Below are 24,585 nucleotides of genomic sequence, written 5' to 3' on the forward strand. Positions count from 1 at the left end.
AAGGCGGTCGCGCGCGCCTGGCACAGGAGGGACTGGCCCGAAACAAACGTAGGAGCGGCTTTAGCCGCGAAGCGCCGCGCGGGCGGCGCTCGATCGAATAGGCGCTGCTGAAGGCACGGAGAACACCTTGCACCGGCTTTGCCGGTGTTCGCGGCTGTAGGAGCGGGTTTACCCGCGAAGAATCCAACGCGGTGCATGGCGAGCGCAACATGCCTTTAGTCAGCAGGCAACAGCTGCAACCCCAAGTACAAGCTGAGCATGCCTTCCAGGCGCTGCGGGTCGACTTCACCCAGTTCGGCAATCCGCTCCAGGCGGTAGCGCAGGCTGTTGCGGTGAATGCCCAGGGCGTCGGCACAGGACTGGCTCTGGCCGTCATGGGCGCACCAGGCTCGCAGGGTGGCGAGCAGCTGACCACTGCTGTCCTTGCTACGTATGCGCTGCAATGGCTCCAGCAGCTCATCCAGCGCATCATCGTTGCGATGCCGCCACAACAGCGCCGGCAGCCGGTAACGCTGCAGGCTGAGCAAGCGCTCGCCGGGCAGCACCTCGCGCCCGTAGGCCAGCAAGTCACGCACCCGGCGATAACCCCGGCGCAATTGCTCCAGACTTTGCGCGGCACTGCCCAAGGCCAGCCGCTCCACGTCCCAACCATGGCGTTGCAGGCGCTCCAGCAGGCGCGACTCATCCAGCGCCACGCCGGCTGGGCGGCACCACAGTAATGACTGGCGCGCCGGGCTGACGCACCAGCTGTCCGGGTAACGGCTCATCAACCAGGCTGAAAGCGCCTCGGCGGGTGGCCCCGAAGCCAGTTCGAACAGGCACGGCACGCGCGCCAGTTGAGGCTTCAGGCCCAGTTGCCGAGCTTCGTCGAGCAAACGCGGGGAGTCACCGCTACCGCCCAGCAGCAACGCCAGCAGGTCGTCACAGCGCTGCCGCCGCCATTGCTGGTCGGCCTGCAAATGGCGCTGGGCCAACAACATTTCGGCGGTCATGCGTACCAGCTCGCCATAGGTGCGTACCTGCTGCGGGTCACCGGTCAGGCCCAGCACGCCCATCAGCCGGCCATCGAGCATCAGCGGCAGGTTCACCCCGGGCTGCACACCCTTCAGGCATTTGGCAGCATCCACGTCCAGTTCGACGATGCGGCCGTTGGCCAATACCAGTTGCGCGCCTTCGTGACGGGTGTTGATGCGCTCCGGTTCGCCACTGCCCAGGATCAGGCCCTGGCTGTCCATGACATTGACGTTGCACGGCAAAATGGCCATTGCCCGGTCAACGATATCCTGTGCCAGGTCATGGTCGAGTTCGAACATTGCGTGTTCCTTTGGGTGTTAGGCTTTTGGGCCCGGGCACAGCAGCCTGGGTCAAGCACTGTGCAAAAGCACAAAGACAGGCACGCCGCAGTCCCCGAGACTCGTCAGGGCGAGCGCCGGAACAGGCGACGCGGCGACAACCATAACAACAGAGAACCCGATCATGGCACACAGCCCCGCCCCTGACCAAGGCACGGATACCACCCGCAACGCGCTGTACCGGCGCATTACCCTGCGGCTGATTCCGTTCATTTTCATCTGCTACCTGTTCAACTACCTGGACCGCGTCAACGTCGGCTTTGCCAAGCTGCAGATGCTCGACGCCCTGAAGTTCAGCGAAACGGTGTACGGCCTTGGCGCCGGCATCTTCTTCATCGGCTACGTACTGTGCGGCCTGCCGAGCAACCTGGCGCTCAACCGCTTCGGCCCGCGGCGCTGGATAGCGCTGATGATGATCGCCTGGGGCAGCTTGTCCACCTGCCTGCTGTTCGTCACCACCCCAACCGAGTTCTACGCCCTGCGCCTGCTCACCGGCGCTGCCGAAGCCGGCTTCTTCCCGGGTGTGGTGCTGTACCTTTCGCGCTGGTTCCCGGCGGCCCGTCGCGGGCGCATCATGGCCCTGTTCATGTCGGCGATCCCGGTATCGGGCCTGCTCGGCGGGCCGTTCTCCGGCTGGATCCTGCAGCACTTTGCCGCTGGCCAACATGGCCTGGCCGGCTGGCAGTGGATGTTCCTGATCCAGGGCCTGCCGACCGTTGCCTTGGGTGTACTGGCCGTGTTTCTGCTCAGTGACGGCTACCACAAGGCCCCCTGGCTGAGCCCGGCAGAACGCCAGGTGATTGCCAGCGACCTGGAGGCCGATGCCGCAAGCAAGCCGAGCACCACCGGCGACAGCGTGCTGGCCGTGCTGACCAACCCGCTGATCTGGACCTTCGGTTTTGTCTACTTCTGCATCCAGAGCGGTGTGTACGCGATCAACTTCTGGCTGCCGTCGATCATCAAGAGCATGGGCTTCGACAACCCACTGCTGATCGGCTGGCTCAGCGCCATCCCGTACCTGCTGGCCGGTGTGTTCATGATCCTCTGCGGTCGCTCGGCCGACCTGCGCAACGAGCGCCGCTGGCATCTTGTAGTACCGATGCTGATGGGCGCCATCGGCCTGCTGATTGCGGTGAACTTCGCGGGTAATCCGACCATTGCCATCCTCGGCTTGTCGATCGCCACCATGGGCGCCCTCACTGGCTTACCGATGTTCTGGCCGATGCCGACGGCGCTGCTCAGCGCCAGTGCCGCCGTGGCGGGCCTGGCGATCATCAACTCGGTGGGGCAGATGGCTGGCTTCCTCAGCCCGTATCTGGTCGGGTTCATCAAGGACCAGACCGGGTCTACCGATGCCGCGTTGTATTCGCTGGCGGCGCTGATTGTGGTCGGTAGCCTGGTGGCCTTGCGCGTGACGCGGGCTGGTGCGCTGAGTTCTGCACGGGCCAGTTGAACCCATTCGCGGGTAAACCCGCTCCCACAGGGATACCACAATCTTCCAGCTTGTGGTTACCCTGTGGGCCCCGCAGGGATCCACTCTGCCCAAACCTGAGGTGATCCTGTGGGAGCGGGTTTACCCGCGAAGAGGCCCGCCCAGGCCACACAAAACTTCCCGCCCCCGCCGATCGTCAGCTCAACGCACCCCTTCCCCAGCCCAGGCGTCAAATGGTTCCAAAGGCCCCCTTTGGAGAAGCCCCATGACCCAGCACGCCGTGGCCCGCCTGGCCCAACTGGACGAAAGCCGCCCCTTGCGCGTCCAGGCCGGTAGCGAAGAACTCATCCTCATCCGCCAAGGTGACCAGGTACATGCCTACCAGGGCAACTGCCCCCACGAAGGCGCCCCGCTCAATGAAGGCGTCATCTGCGGCGGCCTGCTGGTCTGCCCCTGGCACAAGGCCGCGTTCGCCGTGGACGAGGGCGCGGTCTGCGAACCCCCGGCCCTGGCCGACCTGCGCCGCTACAAGGCTTGGGTCAAGGGCGATGAAGTCTGGGTCGACGACCAACCGCTGCCAGCAATCGAACCGCCCAGGCACAGCGATGCCCGCTGTTTCGTAGTGGTCGGCGCCGGTGCCGCCGGCAGTGCCGCAGTCGCCACCTTGCTGGCCCATGGCTTCGCCGGCCGCCTGGTCTGGGTCGATCAGGAACGCCAGCCAGCCTACGACCGCACCTCGCTAAGCAAATTCGTGATTGCCGGGCAGATGGCGCCCGATGAAGTGCCCGCGTTGCTCCAGGCCGACGCCTTGCGCAAGGGCCAGCTGGAGCGCAAGCACGGCAAAGTGCGTACGCTGAACAGCCAGAAGCGCCAACTCATCCTCGCTGACGGCCAGCAGATCGACTACGACGCCTGCCTGATGGCCAGCGGCGGCAAAGCGCTGCGGCCCGATATCCCCGGTGTCGACCTGCCTGGGGTGTTTACCCTGCGCTCACGGGACGATGCCGCGCAATTGCTCGACGCCGCCGAACCCGGCCAGCCAGTGGTCATCGTCGGCGACGGCTTCATTGGCCTGGAAGCCGCCTCGGCGTTGCGCAAGTACGGCGCACAAGTGCACGTGGTCACCCGGCATGAAGTGCCCTTGGTCCGGCAGCTGGGCGAGCGTATCGGCCGCTCTATCCGCGAGTTGCATGAACGCAAAGGGGTCACCTTCCACGGCCCCACGGAAGTCGAACGTATCGAAGGCCAGAGCAAGGTCGAAGCCGTACTGCTGGCCAACGGTGAGCGGCTGCAGACGCCGCTGGTGTTGCTGGGCACCGGGGTAAAGCCGGCCACCGCGTTCATCCAGTGCGTGCCGCTGGCCGACGACAAGTCAGTGCGTGTCGATGCCGAAATGCGCGCTGCCGACGGCCTGTGGGCCGCAGGGGATATCGCCACCTTTCCACTCTCGGGGCGCCCGGTGCGCATCGAACACTGGCGCCTGGCCCAGCAACACGGGGTGATCGCCGCCGCCAACATGCTCGGCGAGCAGCGCCGCTACGCCGACGTGCCGTTCTTCTGGACCTATCAGCACGGCCGCACCTATGAAGTACTGGGCCATGCGCGGGACTGGAACCGTATCGAGTACGTCGGTGAGCCGGAAAAAGGCGACTTCATTGCCCTGCAATGCGTGGATGAACAGGTCGAGGCGGTCATCGCCAAAGGCTATTCCGATGCCATGGCGACACTGTCGCAGCGCATGAAGCGACCGTTGAGCCTGCAGGACGCTTTGGCACTGATCAGTTGAGGGTTGCCTTTCAATGCACCTCGGTTGTGTGTAAAACAGGTAGTTCAGCCGATTGCAAAAGGACCCACGCGCATGATCTACCGTCCCCTCGGCCACAGTGGCCTGCAGGTTTCCGCCCTTACCCTGGGCAGCATGATGTTCGGCGGGCAGACCAGCACCGAGGACGCCCTGCGTATCATCGACAAGGCCTGGGACCAGGGCATCAACTTCATCGACACCGCTGACGTGTACAACGGTGGTCGCTCGGAAGAAATCGTCGGCGAAGCGGTGGCCCGTCATCGCCAGGACTGGATTGTCGCCAGCAAGGTCGGCTTTGGCCCGGTCGACGGCCTGCCTAACCGTAGCGGGCTGTCGCGCAAGCACATCTTCAACGGCCTGGATGCCACGCTGACGCGCATGGGCATGGACTACCTGGACATCTATTACCTGCACCGCGAAGACCACAAGGTGCCGCTGGAAGAGACCGTGCAGGCGATTGGCGACTTGCTGCGCCAGGGCAAGATCCGCTATTGGGGCGTGTCCAACTTCCGCGGCTGGCGCATTGCCGAGGTCTGCCATATTGCCGAACGCCTCGGTGTGCCCAAGCCGGTGGTAAGCCAGCCGCTGTACAACATCGTCAACCGCCAGGCCGAGCCGGAGCAACTTACCGCCGCAGCAGCCCATGGCCTGGGCGTAGTGCCGTTCAGCCCGTTGGCGCGGGGCGTGCTCAGTGGCAAGTATGCGCCGGGTGCGGTGCCGGATGCCGGCAGCCGCGCCGGGCGCCAGGACAAGCGCATCATGGAGGTGGAGTGGCGCCAGGAATCGCTGGCCATTGCCCGGCAGATCCAGGCGTATGTGGAGGCCAAGGGCGTGGGCAGCGTCGAGTTCGCGATTGCCTGGGTGCTGAACAACCAGCTGGTCAGTTCGGCGATTGTCGGGCCGCGGACTGAAGAGCAATGGGACACCTATGGCGGTGCGCTGGCGGTGAAGATCACTGCGGAGGATGAGGCGTTCATTGATTCGCTGGTGACGCCGGGGCATGCTTCTACGCCGGGGTTCAATGATGTGGCGCATTATGTGAGTGGGCGTTTGGCGCGTAGTTGATTTTCCTCCTGTTCTGGCCTCTTCGCGGGTGAACCCGCTCCTACAAGGATTACCTACACCTTCGGGCAATGTGCAATCGTTGTAGGAGCGGGTTTACCCGCGAAGAGGCAAAACAGGCAACACACAGGCCATTGGGGAGCCCTGCGCCGGGCTCCCGGTCCCCCCTTTCCCCAATCACCTCGGTATCGTGCGCACCATTGGTTTTCCACCTCTGGAGCTGCAATGAAACTCTTGCAACCGCTGCAAATCGGCCCACTCACCCTGCCCAACCGCGTGTTCATGGCCCCCCTCACCCGCCTGCGCAGCCTGGAGCCGGGCGACGTACCGACCCCGCTGATGGCCGAGTACTACCGCCAGCGTGCCAGCGCCGGGCTGATCATCACCGAAGCCACGCAAATCTCTTTCCAGGCCAAGGGCTATTCCGGCTCGCCAGGCATTCACAGCGCTGAGCAGATCGCTGCCTGGAAAAACATCAACGAGGGTATCCACGCCGACGGCGGCCACAGTGCCGTACAGGTATGGCACACCGGGCGGGTGTCGCACACTTCCCTGCAACCCGGCGGCGAAGCCCCGGTGGCGCCGTCCGCACTGCCGGCCGGGGCACGTACCACCCTGCGTGACGAGCAAGGCAACCTGATACGTGCCGAAACCTCTGCACCGCGCGCACTCAGCGAGGCAGAAATTGCCGGTGTCGTCGCCGATTTCGGCCAGGCTGCGGTGAATGCCCGCGAGGCCGGGTTCGACTTCATCGAGCTGCACGCCGCCCACGGCTACCTGTTGCACCAGTTCCTCACCCCAAGTGCCAACCAGCGCGAAGACCGCTACGGCGGTAGTGTCGAGAACCGTGCGCGCATCGTGCTTGAAGCAGTGGACGCGGCGATTGCCAGCTGGAGCGCTGAACGCGTGGGTATCCGTGTGTTCCCGTTGGGTGGTTTCAATGGCGTGGACAATGGCGAAGACCAGGAAGCCGCAGGCTTGTACCTGATTCGCGAGCTGGCCAAGCGCAACCTGGCCTACCTGCACCTGTCCGAGCCGGACTGGGCCGGTGGCAAGCCGCTACGTGATGAATTCCGTCAGGCCATCCGCGCCGCCTACCCGGGGGTGATCATTGCTGCTGGTGCGTATACCGCCGAGAAAGGCGAAGACCTGATTGGGCGGGGTCTGATTGATGCCGTGGCGTTCGGGCGCAGCTACATTGCCAACCCGGACCTGGTCGAACGGCTGCGGCTGCAGGCGCCGCTGAACGAGCACCGGGCGCAGTTCGATTATGCCAATGGGGCTGAAGGGTATACGGATTATCCGTTCCTCAAGCGGGCGTGATGCTGGAAAGGGAGCTTGTTAGGCTCCTTTTTAAGCATCTTGGTTGCGATGTGCTTGGCACAATATTTTCGTCGCCTTTGAGATCGAGCGCCGCCCGCGCGGCGCTTCGCGGGACAAGCCCGCTCCCACTGTCTGTTTCGGGCCAGTCACGCCTGTGAAGTCACCGCTGGCCGCCTTGCTGTTCCCTTCGATATCGAAGGGGACGCAGTGGCTCCTCATCGATCTCCAGCCAGGCACCAGGGCTGCAACCCACCTGGCACAGGAATAATTGGCCCGAAACAAATGTGGGAGCGGCCTTGTGCCGCGAAGCGCCGCGCGGGCGGCGCTCGATCTGTGCATCGCCTCAAATCCCAAGACATGCACCTGAGCGCCTTTTCTGTTGCCTGTGCCGGCCTCTTCGCGGGTAAACCCGCTCCTACAGGGGGCCACAAAATGTGAGGTCTTGTAGGAGCGGGTTTACCCGCGAAGACGCCGGCAGCCTTAACCCAGTTCAGCCAGTGCTTGAGCCGCATAGGCATGCGAGCGCTGCCGCGCCAGCGGGTCATGGATGCGGCAATCGATCATCAGTTCATCCGCCCCGGTCTGCTCGATCAGCGAGCGCAACCCTTCCCGAACCCGCTCAGGCCCACCGGCCACGGTGCAGGCCATCACCTGCCCCAGCACTGCCCGCTCATGTTCCGGCAGGCTTTCGACATAGCCCTCCTGCGGTTTGGGCAACAAACCGAAACGCCCGACGTGCAGGTCAAGCATCCACTTGCGATGGGAACTGGCCAGGTAATCCGCCTCGGCATCGCTGCCTGCGGCGAACAGGTTCATGCCCACCATCACATAGGGCTTGGCCAATTGCGCCGACGGCTGGAAGTTGGCTCGATAATGGGCAATCGCCTGCAACAGGTAACGCGGGGCAAAGTGCGAGGCAAAGGCATAAGGCAAGCCCAACTTCGCCGCCAGGTCGGCGCCGAACAGGCTGGAGCCAAGGATCCACACCGGCACCGCGTGCGCGCCCGGTACACCGCGCACCCGGCGGTTGCCGTTGTCGGCCAGGTAGTCACGCAGCTCGGCAATGTCCTGGCTGAAGTCGCGCTCTGGCGCGGCACCGCGCAAGGCCCGCACGGTCGGCCCGGAGGTGCCCGGCGCGCGCCCCAGGCCCAGGTCGATGCGGCCCGGGTGCAGGGTGTCGAGCGTGCCGAACTGTTCGGCCATCACCAGCGGCGCATGGTTGGGCAGCATGATGCCACCGGCACCTACGCGGATATGCTTGGTGGCGTTGGCGATCTCGTTGATCACCAGCGAGGTGGCGGCCGAGCCGATGCCCGGCATGTCGTGGTGTTCGGCGATCCAGTAGCGGCTGTATTGCTGTTGCTCGACATGGCGCGCCAGTTGGCGGGATTCTTCGATTGCGTCGGCGAAGGTCTTGCCTTCGCCGATCATCACCAGATCCAGTACGGACAGAGCAGTCATGGGGTCTCCAGAGGGATTATCAGTGGCTGCCAGTTTCCCTGCTGCAAAGCCAGTGATAAACCCAGCTTCAGGCCCGACATAAGGGCCTGTCAGTCCCCAATCAATACTCCCAGGGCACGCCCGGTTCCCAGCTGGCCACCAGCAGGTCGATGAAGCCACGTACCCGTGGTGACAGGTGACGCTTGCTTGGGTACACGATGCGGATCGGGTCTGCCGGTGGCCGGTAGCCTTGAAGCACTTCCACCAGGGTGCCGGCGCGCAGGTCGTCACCGGTGATGTAGGTGGGCAGGTGAATCAGCCCGAAGCCTGCCCGAGCGCCATCGAGCATGGCCTCGGAGCTGTCGATGTTCAGCCGCCCGGGGTCTTCGCACAAATGCAGCCCAGCCTCGGTATGGAAGCGCCAGGGCATGGCTTTTTCGCCGGCCAGGAAGGCGATCTTGTCGTGGCCGTAGAGGTCGGCGGGCACCTGGGGTACACCACGCGCGTCGAGGTACGCGGGCGACGCACAGGTGACAAACTGCTGCCAGGCCACCGTGCGGGTCAACAGTTGTGAATCTTCCTTGGGCGCGCCGATACGCACGGCGACGTCAACACCCTCCTCGACCAGGTCGACGAAACGGTCGGTGAAGCGAATGTCCGCGCGCAGTTCGGGCCATTTCTTGAGGTACTGGTCAAGAATCGGCAGCACGTGACGCTGGCCCAGCGACAACGGTGCGGTCAGGCGCAGGGTGCCGGTGGGTTTGCCGCGGCGCTGGGCCATGGTGCTTTCCACTTCATCCAGGTCATCCAGAATCTGCCGCCAGCGCTCGTAGGCGACCAGGCCCTCGTCGGTCAGGCTCAGCTTGCGCGTAGTGCGGTTGAGCAGGCGCACGGCCATGCGTGCTTCCAGGCGGGCGATGCTCTTGCCCACCGCCGAACGCGTCAGGCCCAGGCCGGCGGCGGCGGCGGTGAAACTGCCGGCCTTCGCGGCACTGACGAAGGCGGCGATGTCGCCGAAGCGGTTGGGTTCCATGGCTGGGATCCTTGGTTCAAGGTGACCGCTGTAGATGGGTATGAAATTGAAGATTGCAAGCGGGGGCCGCGTTGCGGCCCTTCGCGGGTAAACCCGCTCCTACACGGGACAGCGCAAGTCTCAAGCACAGCGCTGTCCCTTGTAGGAGCGGGTTTACCCGCGAAGGGCCGCAACGCGGCCCCATAGCAGACTCAACGCACGCGCTCTGCTGCGCCGGGCCGAAGATAGCGCTCGGTCCAGGCAGCCAGCGGCAAAGGCGGCTGTTGTGCAACGATACGCCGCCAGATCAGCACCAGGTCATCGCCATTGAACATCGAGCCAGGCCCGGCACCTTTCCACATCGAGGGCACATCGACAACCCAGTGGCCTTGGCTGTCGCGGTGCGCCATGTTGAAGCGAAAGGTGTAGCCCCCCGGGATGCCCATGCGCAGGTCGGTGACCACCAGCGCATCGCCCACCTGGTCGTAACGCAGCCAGTCGTTGGTGAACCAGCGCAGGCGCTGATGCAGTGGGTCAGCTGCCAATGCTTTGGCCAATTCCAGATTACGCGGCAAGCGCTGCATTTCCGGTGCCTGGCGGTCGAACCCGCTGCTGATGCCTTCGTAGTAATCGCCATCCGGGGTCTTGGCCAGCACCCGCCAGACCAGGCTGTTGAAGGCAATTGGTACGGCGCGTACGTCGCTGGCGACGATACCTTGCTGGTTCAAGGCCGCCTGGAAACGCTGCTCGGCCGCCATGCGCCCGGCCAGGCCAAAGCCCAGGTAAGCCGTGCTGAACAGCAGCGCCAGGGCAAGTAATCGCACAGCCTTGCCGCTCAGCCCTTTGATGACCGCGTAGGCCACCGCGGCCAACAGCGGCAAGGTGTAAACCGGGTCGATGATGAACACCGCTGCCCAGCTTTCCGGGGTGGTTGGCAAGGGCCAGAACAGCTGCGTGCCGTAGACCGTGAAAGCGTCGAGCAGCGGGTGTGTGACCAGCACCAGCCAGAACGCCAGGAACAACCTGGGCAAGGTGTAGCCTTTACCGGGCCAACATGTGTTGACCAGCCAGGCCAGCAGCAAAGCCAGCCCGGTCAGCACGAACAGGGAGTGGGAAAAACCGCGGTGGTAGGTCATCTGCGACACCGGGTCGGCATAGCGGATGATGACATCCAGGTCAGGCAGTGTGCCCAGCGCAGCACCATAAAGCAGCGAGCGGCGGCCCTGGATGCGGCCCAGCACGGTACCTTGCAGGGCGGCGCCAAGAACGGCTTGGGTGATCGAGTCCAAGGGAGCATTCCTGAAAGGGGGTTTCCGGAAGCTACAGTCATCCAGGCCAGCAGTGCAAATCGGCTACTGGCCAGTCATGCCTCACATCGCGCTCAATAAGCCTGCTTGCCTGTGAACGCATTGAGGGTGCGCACCAGGATCACGAAATCCAGCCACAACGACCAGTTGTTGATGTATTCGATGTCCGAGTCCACCCGCTGGATCATCTGCTCGATATCCTTGGTCTCGCCCCTGAAGCCGCGCACTTGCGCCAAACCGGTCATGCCAGGTTTGATGTTGTGGCGGGCAAAGTAGTCGACGATGTCCTGCGAGTACATCGTGTCATGTTGCAAGGCATGCGGCCGTGGGCCAACCAGCGACATTTCCCCGGTCAGCACGTTGAACAACTGCGGCAGTTCATCCAGGCTGGTGCGGCGGATAAAGGCCCCTACCCGGGTCAGCCGCGGGTCATTCTTTTGCGCCTGTATGACCGCGCCATCTTCCGGCTTGTGAACATGCATGCTGCGGAACTTCCAGATGCGGAACGATTCCCCGGTCCAGCCCGCACGCTCCTGGCGGAAGAATACCGGCCCGCGGCTGTCGAGCTTGATTGCCAGCGCAACGGCCAGCAGCACGGGCGATGCAAATAACAGAATCAGCGCCGCCAGCACCCTGTCTTCGAGGTTTTTCAAGAACAGGCTCATGCCCGTCAGCGGTGTTTCAGACAAGGTCAGCACCGGGATACCGGCAATTTCCCGCACGCTGTGGTTGATCAGGCGTAACGAAAAGATATCCGGTACCCAGTTCACCGCAATGCACTTGTCGAGCAACTTGAAGTAGACATCATTGATGACTTCGGAGCCCCCGAGCGGTGTTACCAGGTACACGGTTCGAATACCGTGCTGGACCAGGATCTCGTCGAGCTCGGTAATATGCCCGAGCACCGGCAGGCGTTGTTTGCCCTCGGCACTTTCGCGCCCCGGCTCATCGGCCTGGCCGATCAGCACGCAGCCCAGTACCCGCTCGCCGAACCAGGGGTTATTACTGATTTTTTGATACAGGAAGTTAGCCAGGTCACCGGCGCCAATAATCAGTGCATTATCCAGGCGCGCATGCGCAGTAAAACGCTTTTGCAATTCACGCACAGCAAAGTGCAGGAATAGCTGGGCAATGTAGCCAATGATGAACAACTGCACGACCAGCAGCCGCGAATAGGTTTCACTTTGTTTGGTCAAAAAGGCCATGACCACCAAAAAACAAAACGTTGCCGACCACGCCTTGAAGAGCCGGAATGCCTTGATCGAAAGCGCGACGTTGGTACGGTAGATCGCATAATGATCGTAAATGACGGCCAGCGCACCTATCAGCAACAACAGCATGATCACGTAATCAGACGTGATATAGCCGAACTGATCATAGATCAGGTACCAGGCAATACCGGTTACAGCAATACCGTCAAGACCTGCCTGGATGGCGTTGCTTACGCTACTTCTTCTTTGCAGCAAAGAGCGACTGCTTCTGGGTTCGAAAACCATTTCAGACCTCATTAATTTGAGCGTAGCAAGTGCCTTTCCATCAAACATCAAGTCTTGAAAACAGCTTATGCAAAGCCAATGAAGCAGGATCGTGCGGCCCCCAAGCCATTGATATCACTGTAGCAGCCACCTGCCGCGGGTGTGCCGTGAAAGGTCGTTACCTCGTTTTTTGGCCGATTCACACGGCTCGCCTGGCCGAAACCGCCGCTTTGCCAAACAACAAGCTGCGCAGCAAAAATAGCGGATTGCCCACCACGTAGCGCTTGAACAAACGTTTCGGCTCACACAGCAGCCGGTAGGCCCACTCGCCCCCCAAGCGCCGCAGCCAGCGCGGCGCCCGGCTGACCTTACCGCCGAGAAAGTCCAGAATCGCCCCACCACACACGATCAGGCAGGGCCTGCCCGTGGCGGCCAACCTGGCCGCCACGGCTTCCTGCTTGGGCATGCCCATGCCCAGCACGATCAGCTCCGGTTGCTGCTCCCTGGCCAACGCCAGGTAGCTATCGACACTGGCAAAGCCATCGTGAACCGAAACCGGCACTACCCCGAACAGGCTTTCGCTGCGCTGCACGGCCTGCCCCAAGTAAGGGTGCTGCGTGCCCCAGAACGCCACCCGTCGCCCCCGGTAAGCAGCCATCAGCCTGGGGATGAAGTCGGTACCGTTCATGTTCAGCCCAGGCTCAAGCCCCAGGCGGCGGTAAAGCAGCGACATGCCGGAACCGTCACGCAGCAACACGTCTGCAGCCGAGAGCGCAGCGCAGTATTCAGCGTCTGCTACCACCAGGTTCATTGCATGGGCATTGACAAAACCCAGCACCGTGGTTGTTTCCGGGCAGGTCAGCGTGTTCAGCAGGCGCTGCGCTGCGGCGTCGTCCGGTACCACATCGAGCTTGTCGATAATAGTCTTCCAGCGTTTCTGCCAATGCTGCTCGCCCATCAGCCATCGTCCCTTTTTGAACGCACCCATTCGACCTGGCGCTTGATCAGAAAACCGAGATACAAGGGGATTTTCCTTGCCGCGTAAAATGGCGCATACAGCAGTACGGAAAACGGGATCAGTTCGCGACAGAACCGCGCCCACGCCAGCACAACGGCAAGGCCCAGCATGCCCAACGCGGTAAGCGCGATGCACGCAGGGGCCACCAGGCCGAACAGCAGGTAGGCCAACCACGCCACCAGGTTCAGCCCTAGCAGCGTCAGCACCAACAACGCCAAAGGGGGCACCATCAGGTCCAGGGTCATCGCAAACAGGCTGCCATTACCCTGGGCAAGCGCAGCCAGCACCCGCTTTGGCGCATCGGCCAGTATCAAGCCAAGGTGACCATGCTCCCAGCGTGTACGCTGGCTGTTCAGGCCTTGCTGGCTGGATGGGAACTGGCTGGTGACCAAGGCTTCGGGGCAGAACACCGGCGGCTTGCCCTGCTGGCAAAGGTCCAGGCCGAGCTTGATGTCTTCGACCAGGTGACCATTGGCCAGGTCGATCGAGGCCAGGTCGTGCCAACCAAACGCCATGCCCGCGCCCATCAACTGGCATGGCAAGCCCAGCCGCGCCCAGCCACGTGGGCGCACCAGGTTTTTCACTCGCCAGGCAAATTCGGCAACCTGCACTTTCAACCCGGCACCTGCGGGTGCACGCATCAGGTAAAGCGCTTGTACCGGGCGTTCGACTTCCTGGTAGCGACGCGCCAGGCGCTCGATCGCCCCCGCGCTTACCTGGCAATCCGCATCCACCACAATCACCACTTCGGGCGGCCGCTGGGCCAGGTGCCGCACGCCGAAGTCCAGCGCGTAGCCCTTGCCGCGCAACAGCGCATCGTGGCGTTCCACCACTTCGGCACCGGCCTCGCGAGCCAGTCGCGCCGTGTCGTCCGTGCAGTTGTCTGCCACCACCAGCAAGCGGTCGCCCTCCAGCAACTGCGGCCCGACAGTCGCCAGCGTTGCACGAATGATCGACGCTTCATCATGAGCAGGTATCAACACCGCCACCCGTGGCCGCACGCTGTTGCCCAGGGGCCGCGTGCGCGCCGGCAGGCAAGCCAGCAGCACCTGCAGGAAAAACACTGTCGCAGGCACCAAGGCGATAACCGCCAGCAGGCCCAGTAACCACCCCAGTACAGTTATCATGCGGATGCCTTGAAGTAGCCGGCCAGCCTGGCCGCCTCGGTGTCTATGTCGTGCCGTTGCAACACGCGCTGATAGGCCGCCTCCCCCATGCGCTGCAGCACTTCGGCAGGTTGTGCCAGGCAGTCGGCCATGGCCGCCGCCAGTTCGTCCACGGCACCGGCGGGGAACAACCAGCCGTTCTCGCCAGTCCGCACCAGCTCGGGGATGCCGGCCACATAGGTGGTCAGCACTGGCCGACGCAAGGCCATGGCCTCCATGATCACCACCGGCAGGCCCTCGGCGAAGCTGGGCAGCACCAGCGCGCGGGTGGCGAGGATTTCTTCGCGCACCTGTGCGCTGCTGATCCAGCCGGTAATGCGCACCTGCTGCTGCAAGCCGTGCTGGGCAATCAAGGCTTCGATCTGCGCGCGCATCTCACCGTCACCCGCCAGTACCAGCTCAAAGGCAACCGCCTGTGCGGCCAACCTGCGCGCCGCCTCGATCAACAGCAACTGGCCCTTTTGCTCGCACAGGCGCCCGACGCACACCAGCCTGGGTGCCGACGGCACATTGACCGGCGCCACCTGATGAAAGCCCCGCTCCAGGCCGCAATGCACCACCTTCACCTTGGCCCAGTGCTCATGCGCCACCCAGCGGAACAGCTGGCTGCGGCCGTAGGAGCTCACCGCCGCGACAAAGGCGGCACGCCGCACCTTTTCGCCCATGTGCAGGAACTGTGGCTTGTCGAACTCTTCCGGCCCATGCACGGTAAAGCTGAACGCCGGCCCGCCGAGCACGTTGGCCAGCATGACCACTTCGGTGGAATTGGTACCGAAATGCGCATGCACGTGTTTCGCCCCGCCAGCCTGCAACCACTGCAGCACTTGGCAGGCCTCGGCCAGGTAGACCAGGTGATAGGGCCAGGGGCGGTCCGCCCGTAGGCCAAGGCGCATGGCCAGCCACAGGGCCTGGAAGAAACGCCCCGGCTGCGCGCGCAGCACCTGCCACGTCGGTGTCAGCAACCCTTTGACGCCGTCTTGCAGTACGTAGCGGGTCTTGCCCCGCTCCGTGGTGTCCTCGGCGTCCTGCAGCTCGGCGTCCCAGCCGCGCAGGGCAATACGCTGCACCTCTACCCCCTGGCGCTCAAGCGCCAGGATTTCGCGGCGGATGAAACTGTGGCTGACCTTTGGGTACTGATTGATGAAGTAAGCAATGCGCATACGTATCCAGATCCAAACCCGCTTGATGACCAACCTCCCCTGCCCAGCTTCACTGCTGTCGACTACGGGTGGTGTGTCTACTGCCGATGCATTCAACGTAAATGCATCCCCCTGTTTTCCTTGTAGCCCAAGGTTGTGAACGCTGCTTGGAATGCTGCCTGCAAGTGGGTGAAAACATCGTCAAGCCACTGGGCCTTGCTCATTTGTATTCGATCAAAGCCGACTTGCCGGCCGCAAAGCGGTGGCGCAGGAACTTCAGCTGGCCGAGCATTTCCGGAAACTTGCCCAGCACCAGGAACACCGCTTGCAGCCAGTTCTCGCGCGTCGCCTTGCCACCGCGGCGCGCCAGGCGCACGGCCTGCAGCGGGTACACCAACAGCAACAGCAGGCCCCAACCGCCCAGCAGCAGGCAGGCCAACAGGACCGTCACGGGTATGCCCAAGCCCCATAACCAGGCCCGGCGCGACTCACGCAGCCAGTGCCGCTCGGGTGGCCGACCATGCAGGTAAGCCCCTTCGGCATAGGCGTGGCCGGCACGCAGGCTGCGCCGCCACCATTGGCTGAAATGGGTCATGGCAGCGTCGTGCAAGGTCATTTCGGCGCCCAGGCGCCAGACCTTCCAACCCTTGGCGCGCAAGCGCACGCACAGCTCAGGCTCCTCGCCGGCGATCAGGTCGGGGCGGAAACCGCCAACGGCGGCGAAGGCCTCCACGCGCATCAGCGCATCGCCACCACACGCCTTGGCCTCGCCAATCGGTGTGTCCCATTCCAGGTCGCACAGCAGGTTGTACACCGACCGCTGGGGGAAGCGCTCACGCCGGCGCCCACACACCACCGCGACTTCCGGGTGCTGGTCGAGAAACGCCTGCGCGGTGCCAAGCCAACGGGCATCCACCTCGCAATCGCCATCGACGAACTGCACCAGTTGCATCGTTGGCAGCAGCCGCTGCAAGGCGGCGAAGCCTTCGTTGCGGGCGCGCGCGGCGGTGAACGGGATGCCCATGTCCAACGCCAGCACCTCCACCCCCAGGCTGCGGGCCAACTGCAAAGAGCCGTCGGTGGAGCCCGAGTCGACATACATGACCTTGTCCGCACCTTGCGCCAGCGAACGCAGGCAGCGCTCCAGGCGCTGGCCTTCGTTGCGGCCGATGACCACCACTCCGATTGCTTTCCCCATGGTCCTCACTCGACAGGCGCCATTGTGGCCGGTTGCCTGGCCTTGATGGTGGCCGGCACGCCCACCGCCAGGGAGTTGTCTGGTACATCCACCAGCACCACGGCATTGGCACCGATGATCACATTGTTACCAATGCGGATGCTGCCCAGTACCTTGGCCCCGGTGCCGATGTCCACGTTGTTGCCGAACACCGGTGCAACCACCTCGCTGACATTCTTCAGGCCCACCACCACGCCATTACGAATGCGGCAGTCGTCGCCGAACCGGGCATAACCACTGACGACGATGCCGCCAAAATGGTCGATGACGAAGTTGCGGCCGATCACTGCCTCGCACGGCAGCTCCACGCCGGTGATGATCTGCACGAACTTGTACAGGACCTTGTAAATGCCTGAGCACAGCTTGCGCAGCAGCGCCGGGCGCACGCCATAGCGCCAACGGCCAAAGCGATAGACCAGCAATACCCAGAAGCCCTGGGCGCCCCAGTCCCCGCCGTGGGCACGCAGGTCGGCACGAATATTCTCGAACATGGCTCCCCCTACCTTGTCGGTTGGCTGGCATACCGGGTCTTGAGCAGCAGTGACCAGGTTGCCCGGCAATGACGCCAGCAGGCCTGTATCGCGCCCCAGCCGCGTCGTTTCAACAGCGCCTTGAGTGCCAGCAGCATGTCGCTCAGGGTAACCAGCAGCATGTGCAGGGCTAGCCCCACTACCCCGTGATGCTTGCGGAAATACAGCAGTTCGCTTTCGATCTGATAAGTCGAAATCTGCCGGCTGGCCGCCTCCAGTTCGGTCACCGACTTGGAGCTCTCGCCACCAATGTGCACCACCGTGGTGTGCGGGTAGAACACCACTTTCCAGCCTGCCTCCTTCACCCGTTTACAGTGGTCGACCTCCTCGTAGTAAAGGAAGTAGCGGGGGTCGAACAGGCCCACCTGGTCGAGCACCTCGCGGCGTATCAGGTAGAAGCAGCCAGGCAGCCAGTCGCACTCGCGCACCGAGGCATGGTCCCAACTCATTTCGTCGACCATCTTCAGGCCCGGGAAAAAACGCTCCAACCCGGTACGCCCGACAAACAGGTTCAGCGGTGTCGGGAAGTAGCGGCAGCTGGGTTGCAGGGCGCCGTCACGGCCTTCCAGGCGAACGCCCAGAATGCCGCACTCCGGGTGGGCATCCATATAGTCGAGGGTTTTCTGCAGGGAATCGGCCGCCACAAAGGCATCGGTATTGAGCAACAGGGCGTATTTGCCCCTCAGGTGCGCCAGCAACTGGTTGTTGGCGCGGCCAAAACCGATGTTCTTCTTGTTGCTCAGCAGCAGTGCTTCAGGGCACACCTGGGCCATGCGCTGTACCGAGTCATCGGCCGACGCGTTGTCCACGACCAGGTAGCTGGCCAGCTTTTCGCTGTCTGCCTGGCGCAGCGCATCGAACATAGGCTGCAGCAATGACGCGGTGTTGAAGTTGACCACCATGACATCAACCGGTTTGTTATTCATTGTTGTTGCCCCCCCAGGATCAAAGCAATCTGAACTGTCCCTGAGGCGCTTTCGGTCTCGTTGTTCTGGGTGCTGACCGCAGCGCACTCAACCCGTGTACTACAAACATCACGCAGCGGCGCCGTTGGCCGCCTTCATCTTGGCATCGAGGTGGTCGGCCAGCCGCACAGCAAACTGCAATAGCGGCATGGTCGGGTTGGAGGCACCGCCCTTGGCGAAGATACTGCTGCCGGCGACATACAGGTTTTCGGTACCGAACACCTTGCAGTTGGCATCGACAACCCCGAATTGTGGCGACGCTGCCATGCGCGTGGTGCCCATATGGTGGGCATGGGGCGCCATCTTCAGGGGTATCGAGGTGTCATAGACAAAATCGTTGAGTTTGACGAAGCCCAGGTCCATGTCGGCAAACTGCTTGGCCAGTTCGCTGCCAATGCACTTGATGGTGTGCCTGTCTTCGGCGTTCAATGCCCAGTTGACATTGACCTTGGCCACACCCAGCGCATCCTGCTCGTCCAGCAGTGAAATGCGGCTGTGCAAGTTGGGGAACTGCTCGATCATCGTGCTGATGACGCCGTCGCCGGGGCAACTGAACTTGGCGACAAAGGAGACCTTGTTGGCAATCCCCATGTCACACGCCAGGTTCTCGAGAAAATGCTTGACCTGGGCGGTGCGCCCGTAGGCCTGCACCTCGGCCAGCAAGGTGGCCGTGACATTGCCTTTACCGGCGTTGTACTCGGCAACGAAGGCATCAGTGGTGTAGTACTGGCGCTGCTCTGGGTCTTCCCCGGAATTGAGGATGAACGTACCCAGGTCGATATTCAGGTGCTCCATGAAACACCCGCCGACCAGCCCGTCCTTGCTCACCACACCCGCCGCCCGCAGCGACTGGCTGTTGAGCAGTTGCCTAGCGTTCTCGATGGCGCCCGTGGCCAGGATGAACTGCCTGGCCACCAGGCGTTGGCGGTTGCGATCGTAGTCAGACAAGATCACCGCCGCCAGGTGGCCGGAGGCCTGGTCGAATTCCAGGTCCACACAGTTGCAGTTGATGAACACGTCCAGCCCTTTGGTCTGCTCCAGCGCCGTGGCGTACTTTTGTGCAAAGCGTGTCGGTGTGCTGAGCAGAAAGCGGTCTGGTTCGAAGTCGCCGCCATTGAGGCCGGCATTCATTGCATGAAAATCCGACCCTGGCGGCAAGTCGACGATGTCCATGGCCGCCGGCAGGTAACCCTCGATTTCTGAATAGGGAATGGGCCAGCCCGGCAGGTTGCCCGGGGGCTCGATGGTGAAATCGGACGGGGTAAACGGGCGGCAGCGGCCCGCCCAGTGGTTGGATGTACCACCCAGGTAACGCAGGCGCGTTTCTTCGGCGTACAACTCCAGGCCCGTGGAGGTGCAGGCGTACAAACCTTGCGAGAGCGGTGAATACTCCCGGCCCCCGCCTTCGGCCAGCAACACACTCCAGCCGGCGCTGGCCAGGCGCAAGCCCAGCGTGATGCCTGCCGGGCCAGCACCAATGATGCAGAAGTCGTAGCTGTCGCGCAGCGTCTTGTGCTGCTGATAATCGCTGATCATGCCGGCTCGTTCCGGAAGTAACGGGACGGCAATACCCAACCGTTGATCACCACGAAACCGGGCTTTTCGACAGGTTTGCTCGCAACCGCTGCGCCGGCACCGAATACCGCAGTACCTGCGCCAAGCAAGACACAACTCTGGAGAAAGCCTCTACGGCCCAACTGCGCGGTACAAAATGTGAGCTTCCCCATGATCCCGTGACCTGTACGCTTTGAAGTTTTACCCAGCCAACCGCATTACAACCACACCTGATGCGCCAATGTATAGCGCAATGTAAGCAGGAAATTTCTGGCGTCAACACGCTGGCGCTGAGTGATGCTCAGGCGCCGGCCGACAGCGGAAAATCGCAGGGGTACTGAAGCGCAGCCAAGGCACATCAGCGGTGACGCCACTGTCGATACAGGGTTACATGACCCGGTCTTCAGGGCTTGCTTGCGCAGGCTCACGGTGACAGACACATCAATCGACTGCATGACTTCAATCTCTGACTGATTAGCTAAAAGTCACTATAGTTTCATTTAGCCATGCCGCTAGCCGTTGCCCACCGAAGGAAAGGTGTACATAGCCAATGCCTGAACATATTCGTGCGTTGATCGTCATTTTGTTTTTGGCAAGCGTGGTCTTTGTACTGGCGCGACGGCCCGCCACCGACCTGATTCCGCTCAGCGATTTCAAGCGCCGGCGCAACCTGTGGTTCCTGCTCACCCTGCTGGCCTTTTTCTCGCACAGCTTCTGGCTGTACCTGGGTGCGGGCGCGGTCATCCTGTACATCGCCGGGCGCCGCGAACACAACCCGATGGCCTTGTTCTACATGCTGCTGTTCCTGATCCCGCCCGCCTCGGTGCAAGTGCCTGGGTTTGGCGTGGTCAATTACCTGGTCGACCTCAACCACATCCGCCTGCTGACTCTGTGCGTGCTGCTGCCGGCGGCGCTGCACCTGCGCCAGCAAAGCGACACGTTGCGCTTTGGCCGCACCTGGCCCGACAAACTGCTGGCGGCCAGCCTGATGCTGATGAGCGTGCTGTACCTGCGTGAAACCACCCTGACCGACACCCTGCGCCAGACGCTGTACCTGTACGTCGACGTGTTCCTGCCGTATTACGTCGCCAGCCGCGGGCTGCGCGAGTTAAGCGACTTCAAGGACACCCTGCTGGCGTTCGTGCTCACGTCTTTCGTGCTGGCCTTGATCGCCGTGGCCGAGTACGTGCGCCACTGGCTGCTGTACAGCGCCCTGGTCGACGCCTTGGGCGTGCCGTGGAGCTTGTCCGGCTACCTGAACCGTGGTGGCTCGCTGCGTGCCAGCGTCACCACCGGGCAGGCCATTGCCCTGGGTTATGTGATGAGCGTGGCCATCGGCCTGTTCCTGTTCGTCCAGGGTTATGTCCGCCGCCCTCTGCACCGGCTGATGGGTGCCCTGCTGCTGGCCGCCGGGCTGTTCGCACCGTTGTCGCGTGGCCCGTGGATCGGCGCGGTGGTCATCGTGGTGGTGTTCATTGCCCTGGGCAAAAGGGCCGTCAAGCGCCTGGCGCTGCTGGCAGCTGCCGGCATGCTGGCCCTGCCCTTGCTGACCGTGGTGCCCGGCGGCGAAAAGGTGCTGGACCTGCTGCCGTACATTGGCAACATCGAGAAAGAGAACATCACTTACCGCGAGCGGCTGATGGACAATTCCTGGATCGTCATCCAGCGCAACCCGTTGTTTGGCTCGTTCGACTTCCGCAACACCCCGGAAATGCAATCGATGATCCAGGGTGAAGGCATCATCGACATCGTCAACACCTACATCAACCTGGCGCTGCGGGTCGGGCTGGTCGGGCTTGGCCTGTTCGTGGCGTTCTTTGCCGTGGTGCTGCTGGGTATCCGCAAGGCCATGCTCAGCTTTGCCGAAAAGGACGACGAGCGACGCCAGCTCGGCCGGGTGCTGCTGGCAACGCTGATCGGCATCCTGGTGATCATTTTCACCGTCAGCAGCATAACCTTCATCCCGGTGGTGTACTGGTCTATTGCCGGGTTGGGCGTGGCCTACATCCAGATGGTACGCCGGCTCCACAACAGCCAGGCGATAGCGCTGCCCGACCCCGGCCTTCAACCCAGGTAATGCCTATGAACGTGCTCACCCTGCACCGCTTCGTGCGGGTTTCGGCCATTGCTGGCCTTGCCTTGCTGCCGTTGGCCGGCTGGTCATCGGACTGGCAGGTCAGCGTCGAAGAACAGAACGGCCTGCCCACGGTGACGCGCGGCGGTGGGCAGGTGATGAAAGCCAAGTTCGACTTCTGGGCGGCCAACTGGGGCTGGACGGCTTTCGACACCACCTTCAAGGTCAACGGCCCCTACCACTACACGCTGCAGGGCAGCAACAAGGCGCTGGATTTTGACCTGACGGCAGACATCCGCAAGGAGCAGGCGCAAACCCTGAGCTGGGCCTTCGACCTCAATGCCCACAGCCGCCAGGCCGGGGTGATGGGTGGCGGCATGGTCTTTGAGTTTGACCCGGCACAGATTGCCGGTGACATGGGGGCCCCGCAACTGCTGCCCGACAACCACGGCTGGTCGTGGGGCAAGGCTGGCCAGGGCCGGCGCATCGAGATGCGCTTCGACCCGCCGCTGGCCAACGTGTATTTCGAGCGCAACAACCCGTCCGAGCTGCGTGCGTTCTTCTACAAGGACCCGATCAGTGCCGGCCGCCAGCAGGTCAAGGCCGTACTGAACATCACCGGGGACATAGACCTGGGGCCCACGCCCACCGAGCGCTTCGGCCTCGCCGACCCCGCCAGCTGGCCCAACGACCAACTGGACTGGCGCACCGCGCCGGTGGACCTGTCGTTCCTCAATGCCGCAGAGAAGCCCGCCGGCAAACATGGTTTCGTCAAGGCTGTCGGCGAGCAACTGAAGTTCGAGGACAACACCCCTGTGCGCTTCTGGGGCACCAACCTGTCCGCCTATTCGCTGTTCAAAAGCCCCGACGAAGAAATCCGCCAACAGGCCAAGCGCCTTTCGGCACTGGGCTTCAACCTGGTACGCCTGCACCACCACGACTCGCCGTGGGTCAGCCCGAACGTGTTTGGCGACGGCACGCTGGTGCGCGATACCCAGCAGCTCAGCGCCGAGTCGCTGCGCAAGCTCGACCTGTGGATCAAGGCGCTCAAGGACGAAGGCATCTATATCTGGCTGGACATGCACGTGCAGCGCGCACTTACCGCCAACGACAACATTGACGACTTCAAGGAACTGGCCAAGGGTGGGGAGCACGTCGACCTGAAAGGCTACGCCTATGTGAACAGCAGTATCCAGCAGGCGATGAAGCGCTTTGCCGAGCAGTACCTGACCCATGTGAACGAGTACACCGGCCTGGCCTACAAGGACGACCCGGCCATCGCCGCAGTGCTGATCACCAACGAGAACGACCTTACCCAGCATTACGGTAACGCCCTGATGCCGAACAAGGATGTACCGCGCCACAGCGAGCGCTACATGAAGGCGGCCAAAGCCTTCGCCAAACAATATGATTTGCCTGTCGACCTTACCTGGCGCGCCTGGGAGCATGGGCCGTCGAAGCTGTTCCTGAACGAGCTGGAGCAACGCTTCAACGCCGACATGATCGCGCACCTGCGCGGCCTTGGCGTGAAAGTGCCGATCGCCACTACCAGCACCTGGGGCGGCAACGGCCTGAGCGCGCTGCCGGCGCTGACCGTGGGCGATGTCATCGATGCCCACAGCTATGGCGCCATTGGCCAACTGGAGAAAAACCCGCTGACCAGCGACGGCATGATCAACTGGATCGCCGCGGCACAAGTGGTCGGCAAACCACTGACCGTCACCGAGTGGAACGCCGAGCCGTTCCCGCTGCCCGACCGCCATTCGTTGCCGCTGTACGTGGCCGGCACTGCCAGCCACCAGGGCTGGGACGCACTGATGCAATACGCCTATAGCCAGCAGGCCTTCAACCCAGGCTGGCGCACGGCGGATAACTGGCACGCTTACAACGACCCGGCGCTGCTCGCCACCCTGCCCGCTGCCGCCCTGCTCTATCGCCGCGCGGATGTGCAACCGGCCACCACCCGTTACGTATTCGCCCCGACGCCAGCCACCCTGTACAACCAGGAGATAACCCCGCGCAACTCACCGCTGTTGCGCACGGCCATGGAAAAAGGCCAATTGCAGATCGCCCTGCCAGCAACGCCAGAACTGCCTTGGTTGAAACCCGCCGCCATCCCCACCGACGCACAGGTGCTGCACGACCCAGGTCAATCGCTGCTGGCCGCCGACGCCAGTGAAGCCGTGACCGATACCGGCGAGCTCAAGCGCAACTGGCAAAAGGGTATCTACACCATCGACACGCCACTGACCCAGGCCGCCACCGGCTGGCTGGGTGGCCGCACGATCAGCCTGGGCGCAATCGAGGTGCAGACAGTAACGCCCTACGCCAGCGTCGTGGTGCAAAGCCTGGACGGCAAACCCCTGGGCCAGTCGCGCGAGCTGCTGCTGTCGCTGGGCACCCGTGCCGTGCCCAAGGGCGAATACAAGATACCGTTCAACGTCGAGCCTCTGGAAGGCACGCTCAGCATTCAAGCGCCTGCCGGCCTGAAGTTGTTCGCACGGGATGCGCAGGCGCAGTTGAAAGCGCTGCCAACAACCTACAAGGACGGGCGCTATCTGATCACCTTCGACGGCAAGTACATGTCCAACTGGCTGTTCTTGAAATAGGGCACATGGCCTTCTACGCTCAAGGCATCTGTAGCTGATCATGCCACCTGAACTTATCAGGGACGGTTCACTGCGTCTGTAACCAA

Annotated in this window: 18 protein-coding genes; 6 read left to right on the plus strand and 12 right to left on the minus strand. The window is 62.8% G+C overall.

Going from position 1 to position 24,585, the window contains the following annotated elements; genetic code table 11:
* Positions 1 to 215 precede the first annotated feature (215 nt).
* Entirely contained in the window at positions 216 to 1,313 is a 1,098-nt protein-coding gene (locus ACIP1G_RS22195; protein ID WP_400740803.1) for a sugar diacid recognition domain-containing protein, read from the minus strand.
* 163 nt (positions 1,314 to 1,476) lie between these two features.
* Between ACIP1G_RS22195 and ACIP1G_RS22200 the strand changes: the two genes are divergently transcribed.
* The 4 genes from ACIP1G_RS22200 (at position 1,477) to ACIP1G_RS22215 (ending at position 6,973) form a co-directional block, all read left to right on the plus strand.
* Positions 1,477 to 2,805: an MFS transporter gene (locus ACIP1G_RS22200; RefSeq protein ID WP_400740805.1), complete on the plus strand. Its 1,329-nt coding sequence runs from the start codon at positions 1,477 to 1,479 to the stop codon at positions 2,803 to 2,805.
* A 244-nt stretch (positions 2,806 to 3,049) separates the two neighbouring features.
* Positions 3,050 to 4,570 carry an FAD-dependent oxidoreductase gene (locus tag ACIP1G_RS22205; RefSeq protein ID WP_400740807.1) on the plus strand — a complete coding sequence of 507 codons (1,521 nt, stop codon included), beginning with the start codon at positions 3,050 to 3,052 and terminating at the stop codon, positions 4,568 to 4,570.
* Between the two features lie 72 nt (positions 4,571 to 4,642).
* Entirely contained in the window at positions 4,643 to 5,653 is a 1,011-nt protein-coding gene (locus ACIP1G_RS22210) for an aldo/keto reductase (protein WP_400740808.1), read from the plus strand.
* A 222-nt stretch (positions 5,654 to 5,875) separates the two neighbouring features.
* Positions 5,876 to 6,973 carry an alkene reductase gene (locus ACIP1G_RS22215; protein WP_400740810.1) on the plus strand — a complete coding sequence of 366 codons (1,098 nt, stop codon included), beginning with the start codon at positions 5,876 to 5,878 and terminating at the stop codon, positions 6,971 to 6,973.
* Positions 6,974 to 7,453: 480 nt separating this feature from the next.
* Here the strand turns inward: ACIP1G_RS22215 and ACIP1G_RS22220 are convergent, their stop codons facing one another.
* From ACIP1G_RS22220 to ACIP1G_RS22270, 11 genes are all read right to left on the minus strand, one after another.
* Positions 7,454 to 8,434 (minus strand): LLM class flavin-dependent oxidoreductase, encoded by a 981-nt coding sequence (locus tag ACIP1G_RS22220; RefSeq protein ID WP_400740812.1) that lies wholly within the window; start codon positions 8,432 to 8,434, stop codon positions 7,454 to 7,456.
* A gap of 100 nt (positions 8,435 to 8,534) precedes the next feature.
* Positions 8,535 to 9,446 carry a LysR substrate-binding domain-containing protein gene (locus tag ACIP1G_RS22225; RefSeq protein ID WP_400740814.1) on the minus strand — a complete coding sequence of 304 codons (912 nt, stop codon included), beginning with the start codon at positions 9,444 to 9,446 and terminating at the stop codon, positions 8,535 to 8,537.
* Between the two features lie 191 nt (positions 9,447 to 9,637).
* On the minus strand, positions 9,638 to 10,714 hold the full coding sequence (locus ACIP1G_RS22230) for a metal-dependent hydrolase (protein WP_400740816.1): 1,077 nt from the start codon (positions 10,712 to 10,714) through the stop codon (positions 9,638 to 9,640).
* A gap of 92 nt (positions 10,715 to 10,806) precedes the next feature.
* Entirely contained in the window at positions 10,807 to 12,228 is a 1,422-nt protein-coding gene (locus tag ACIP1G_RS22235; RefSeq protein WP_400740912.1) for an undecaprenyl-phosphate glucose phosphotransferase, read from the minus strand.
* A gap of 178 nt (positions 12,229 to 12,406) precedes the next feature.
* Positions 12,407 to 13,165 (minus strand): WecB/TagA/CpsF family glycosyltransferase, encoded by a 759-nt coding sequence (locus ACIP1G_RS22240; protein WP_400740914.1) that lies wholly within the window; start codon positions 13,163 to 13,165, stop codon positions 12,407 to 12,409.
* The gene (locus ACIP1G_RS22245) at positions 13,165 to 14,352 is read right to left on the minus strand and encodes a glycosyltransferase family 2 protein (protein WP_400740818.1); all 1,188 of its coding nucleotides are present in this window, start codon (positions 14,350 to 14,352) and stop codon (positions 13,165 to 13,167) included. The genes ACIP1G_RS22240 and ACIP1G_RS22245 overlap by 1 nt, the downstream gene beginning before the upstream one ends.
* Complete coding sequence (locus ACIP1G_RS22250; RefSeq protein WP_400740820.1) at positions 14,349 to 15,551, minus strand: glycosyltransferase; 1,203 nt, start codon at positions 15,549 to 15,551, stop codon at positions 14,349 to 14,351. The genes ACIP1G_RS22245 and ACIP1G_RS22250 overlap by 4 nt, the downstream gene beginning before the upstream one ends.
* 199 nt (positions 15,552 to 15,750) lie before the next feature.
* The gene (locus ACIP1G_RS22255) at positions 15,751 to 16,728 is read right to left on the minus strand and encodes a glycosyltransferase family 2 protein (protein WP_400740821.1); all 978 of its coding nucleotides are present in this window, start codon (positions 16,726 to 16,728) and stop codon (positions 15,751 to 15,753) included.
* Between the two features lie 5 nt (positions 16,729 to 16,733).
* Positions 16,734 to 17,258 carry a serine O-acetyltransferase gene (locus tag ACIP1G_RS22260; RefSeq protein WP_400740822.1) on the minus strand — a complete coding sequence of 175 codons (525 nt, stop codon included), beginning with the start codon at positions 17,256 to 17,258 and terminating at the stop codon, positions 16,734 to 16,736.
* 8 nt (positions 17,259 to 17,266) lie between these two features.
* On the minus strand, positions 17,267 to 18,223 hold the full coding sequence (locus ACIP1G_RS22265; RefSeq protein WP_400740824.1) for a glycosyltransferase family 2 protein: 957 nt from the start codon (positions 18,221 to 18,223) through the stop codon (positions 17,267 to 17,269).
* A 108-nt stretch (positions 18,224 to 18,331) separates the two neighbouring features.
* Positions 18,332 to 19,798 carry an FAD-dependent oxidoreductase gene (locus ACIP1G_RS22270; RefSeq protein ID WP_400740826.1) on the minus strand — a complete coding sequence of 489 codons (1,467 nt, stop codon included), beginning with the start codon at positions 19,796 to 19,798 and terminating at the stop codon, positions 18,332 to 18,334.
* Positions 19,799 to 20,366: 568 nt separating this feature from the next.
* Between ACIP1G_RS22270 and ACIP1G_RS22275 the strand changes: the two genes are divergently transcribed.
* Both ACIP1G_RS22275 and ACIP1G_RS22280 read left to right on the plus strand, forming a co-directional pair.
* On the plus strand, positions 20,367 to 21,893 hold the full coding sequence (locus ACIP1G_RS22275; RefSeq protein WP_400740827.1) for an O-antigen ligase family protein: 1,527 nt from the start codon (positions 20,367 to 20,369) through the stop codon (positions 21,891 to 21,893).
* Positions 21,893 to 24,499, plus strand: a complete 2,607-nt coding sequence (locus ACIP1G_RS22280) for a cellulase family glycosylhydrolase (protein WP_400740829.1) — start codon at positions 21,893 to 21,895, stop codon at positions 24,497 to 24,499. The genes ACIP1G_RS22275 and ACIP1G_RS22280 overlap by 1 nt, the downstream gene beginning before the upstream one ends.
* Positions 24,500 to 24,585: the final 86 nt, after the last annotated feature.

This window comes from Pseudomonas sp. NPDC089392 (assembly GCF_044749595.1).
In the GTDB taxonomy this organism is placed as follows: domain Bacteria; phylum Pseudomonadota; class Gammaproteobacteria; order Pseudomonadales; family Pseudomonadaceae; genus Aquipseudomonas.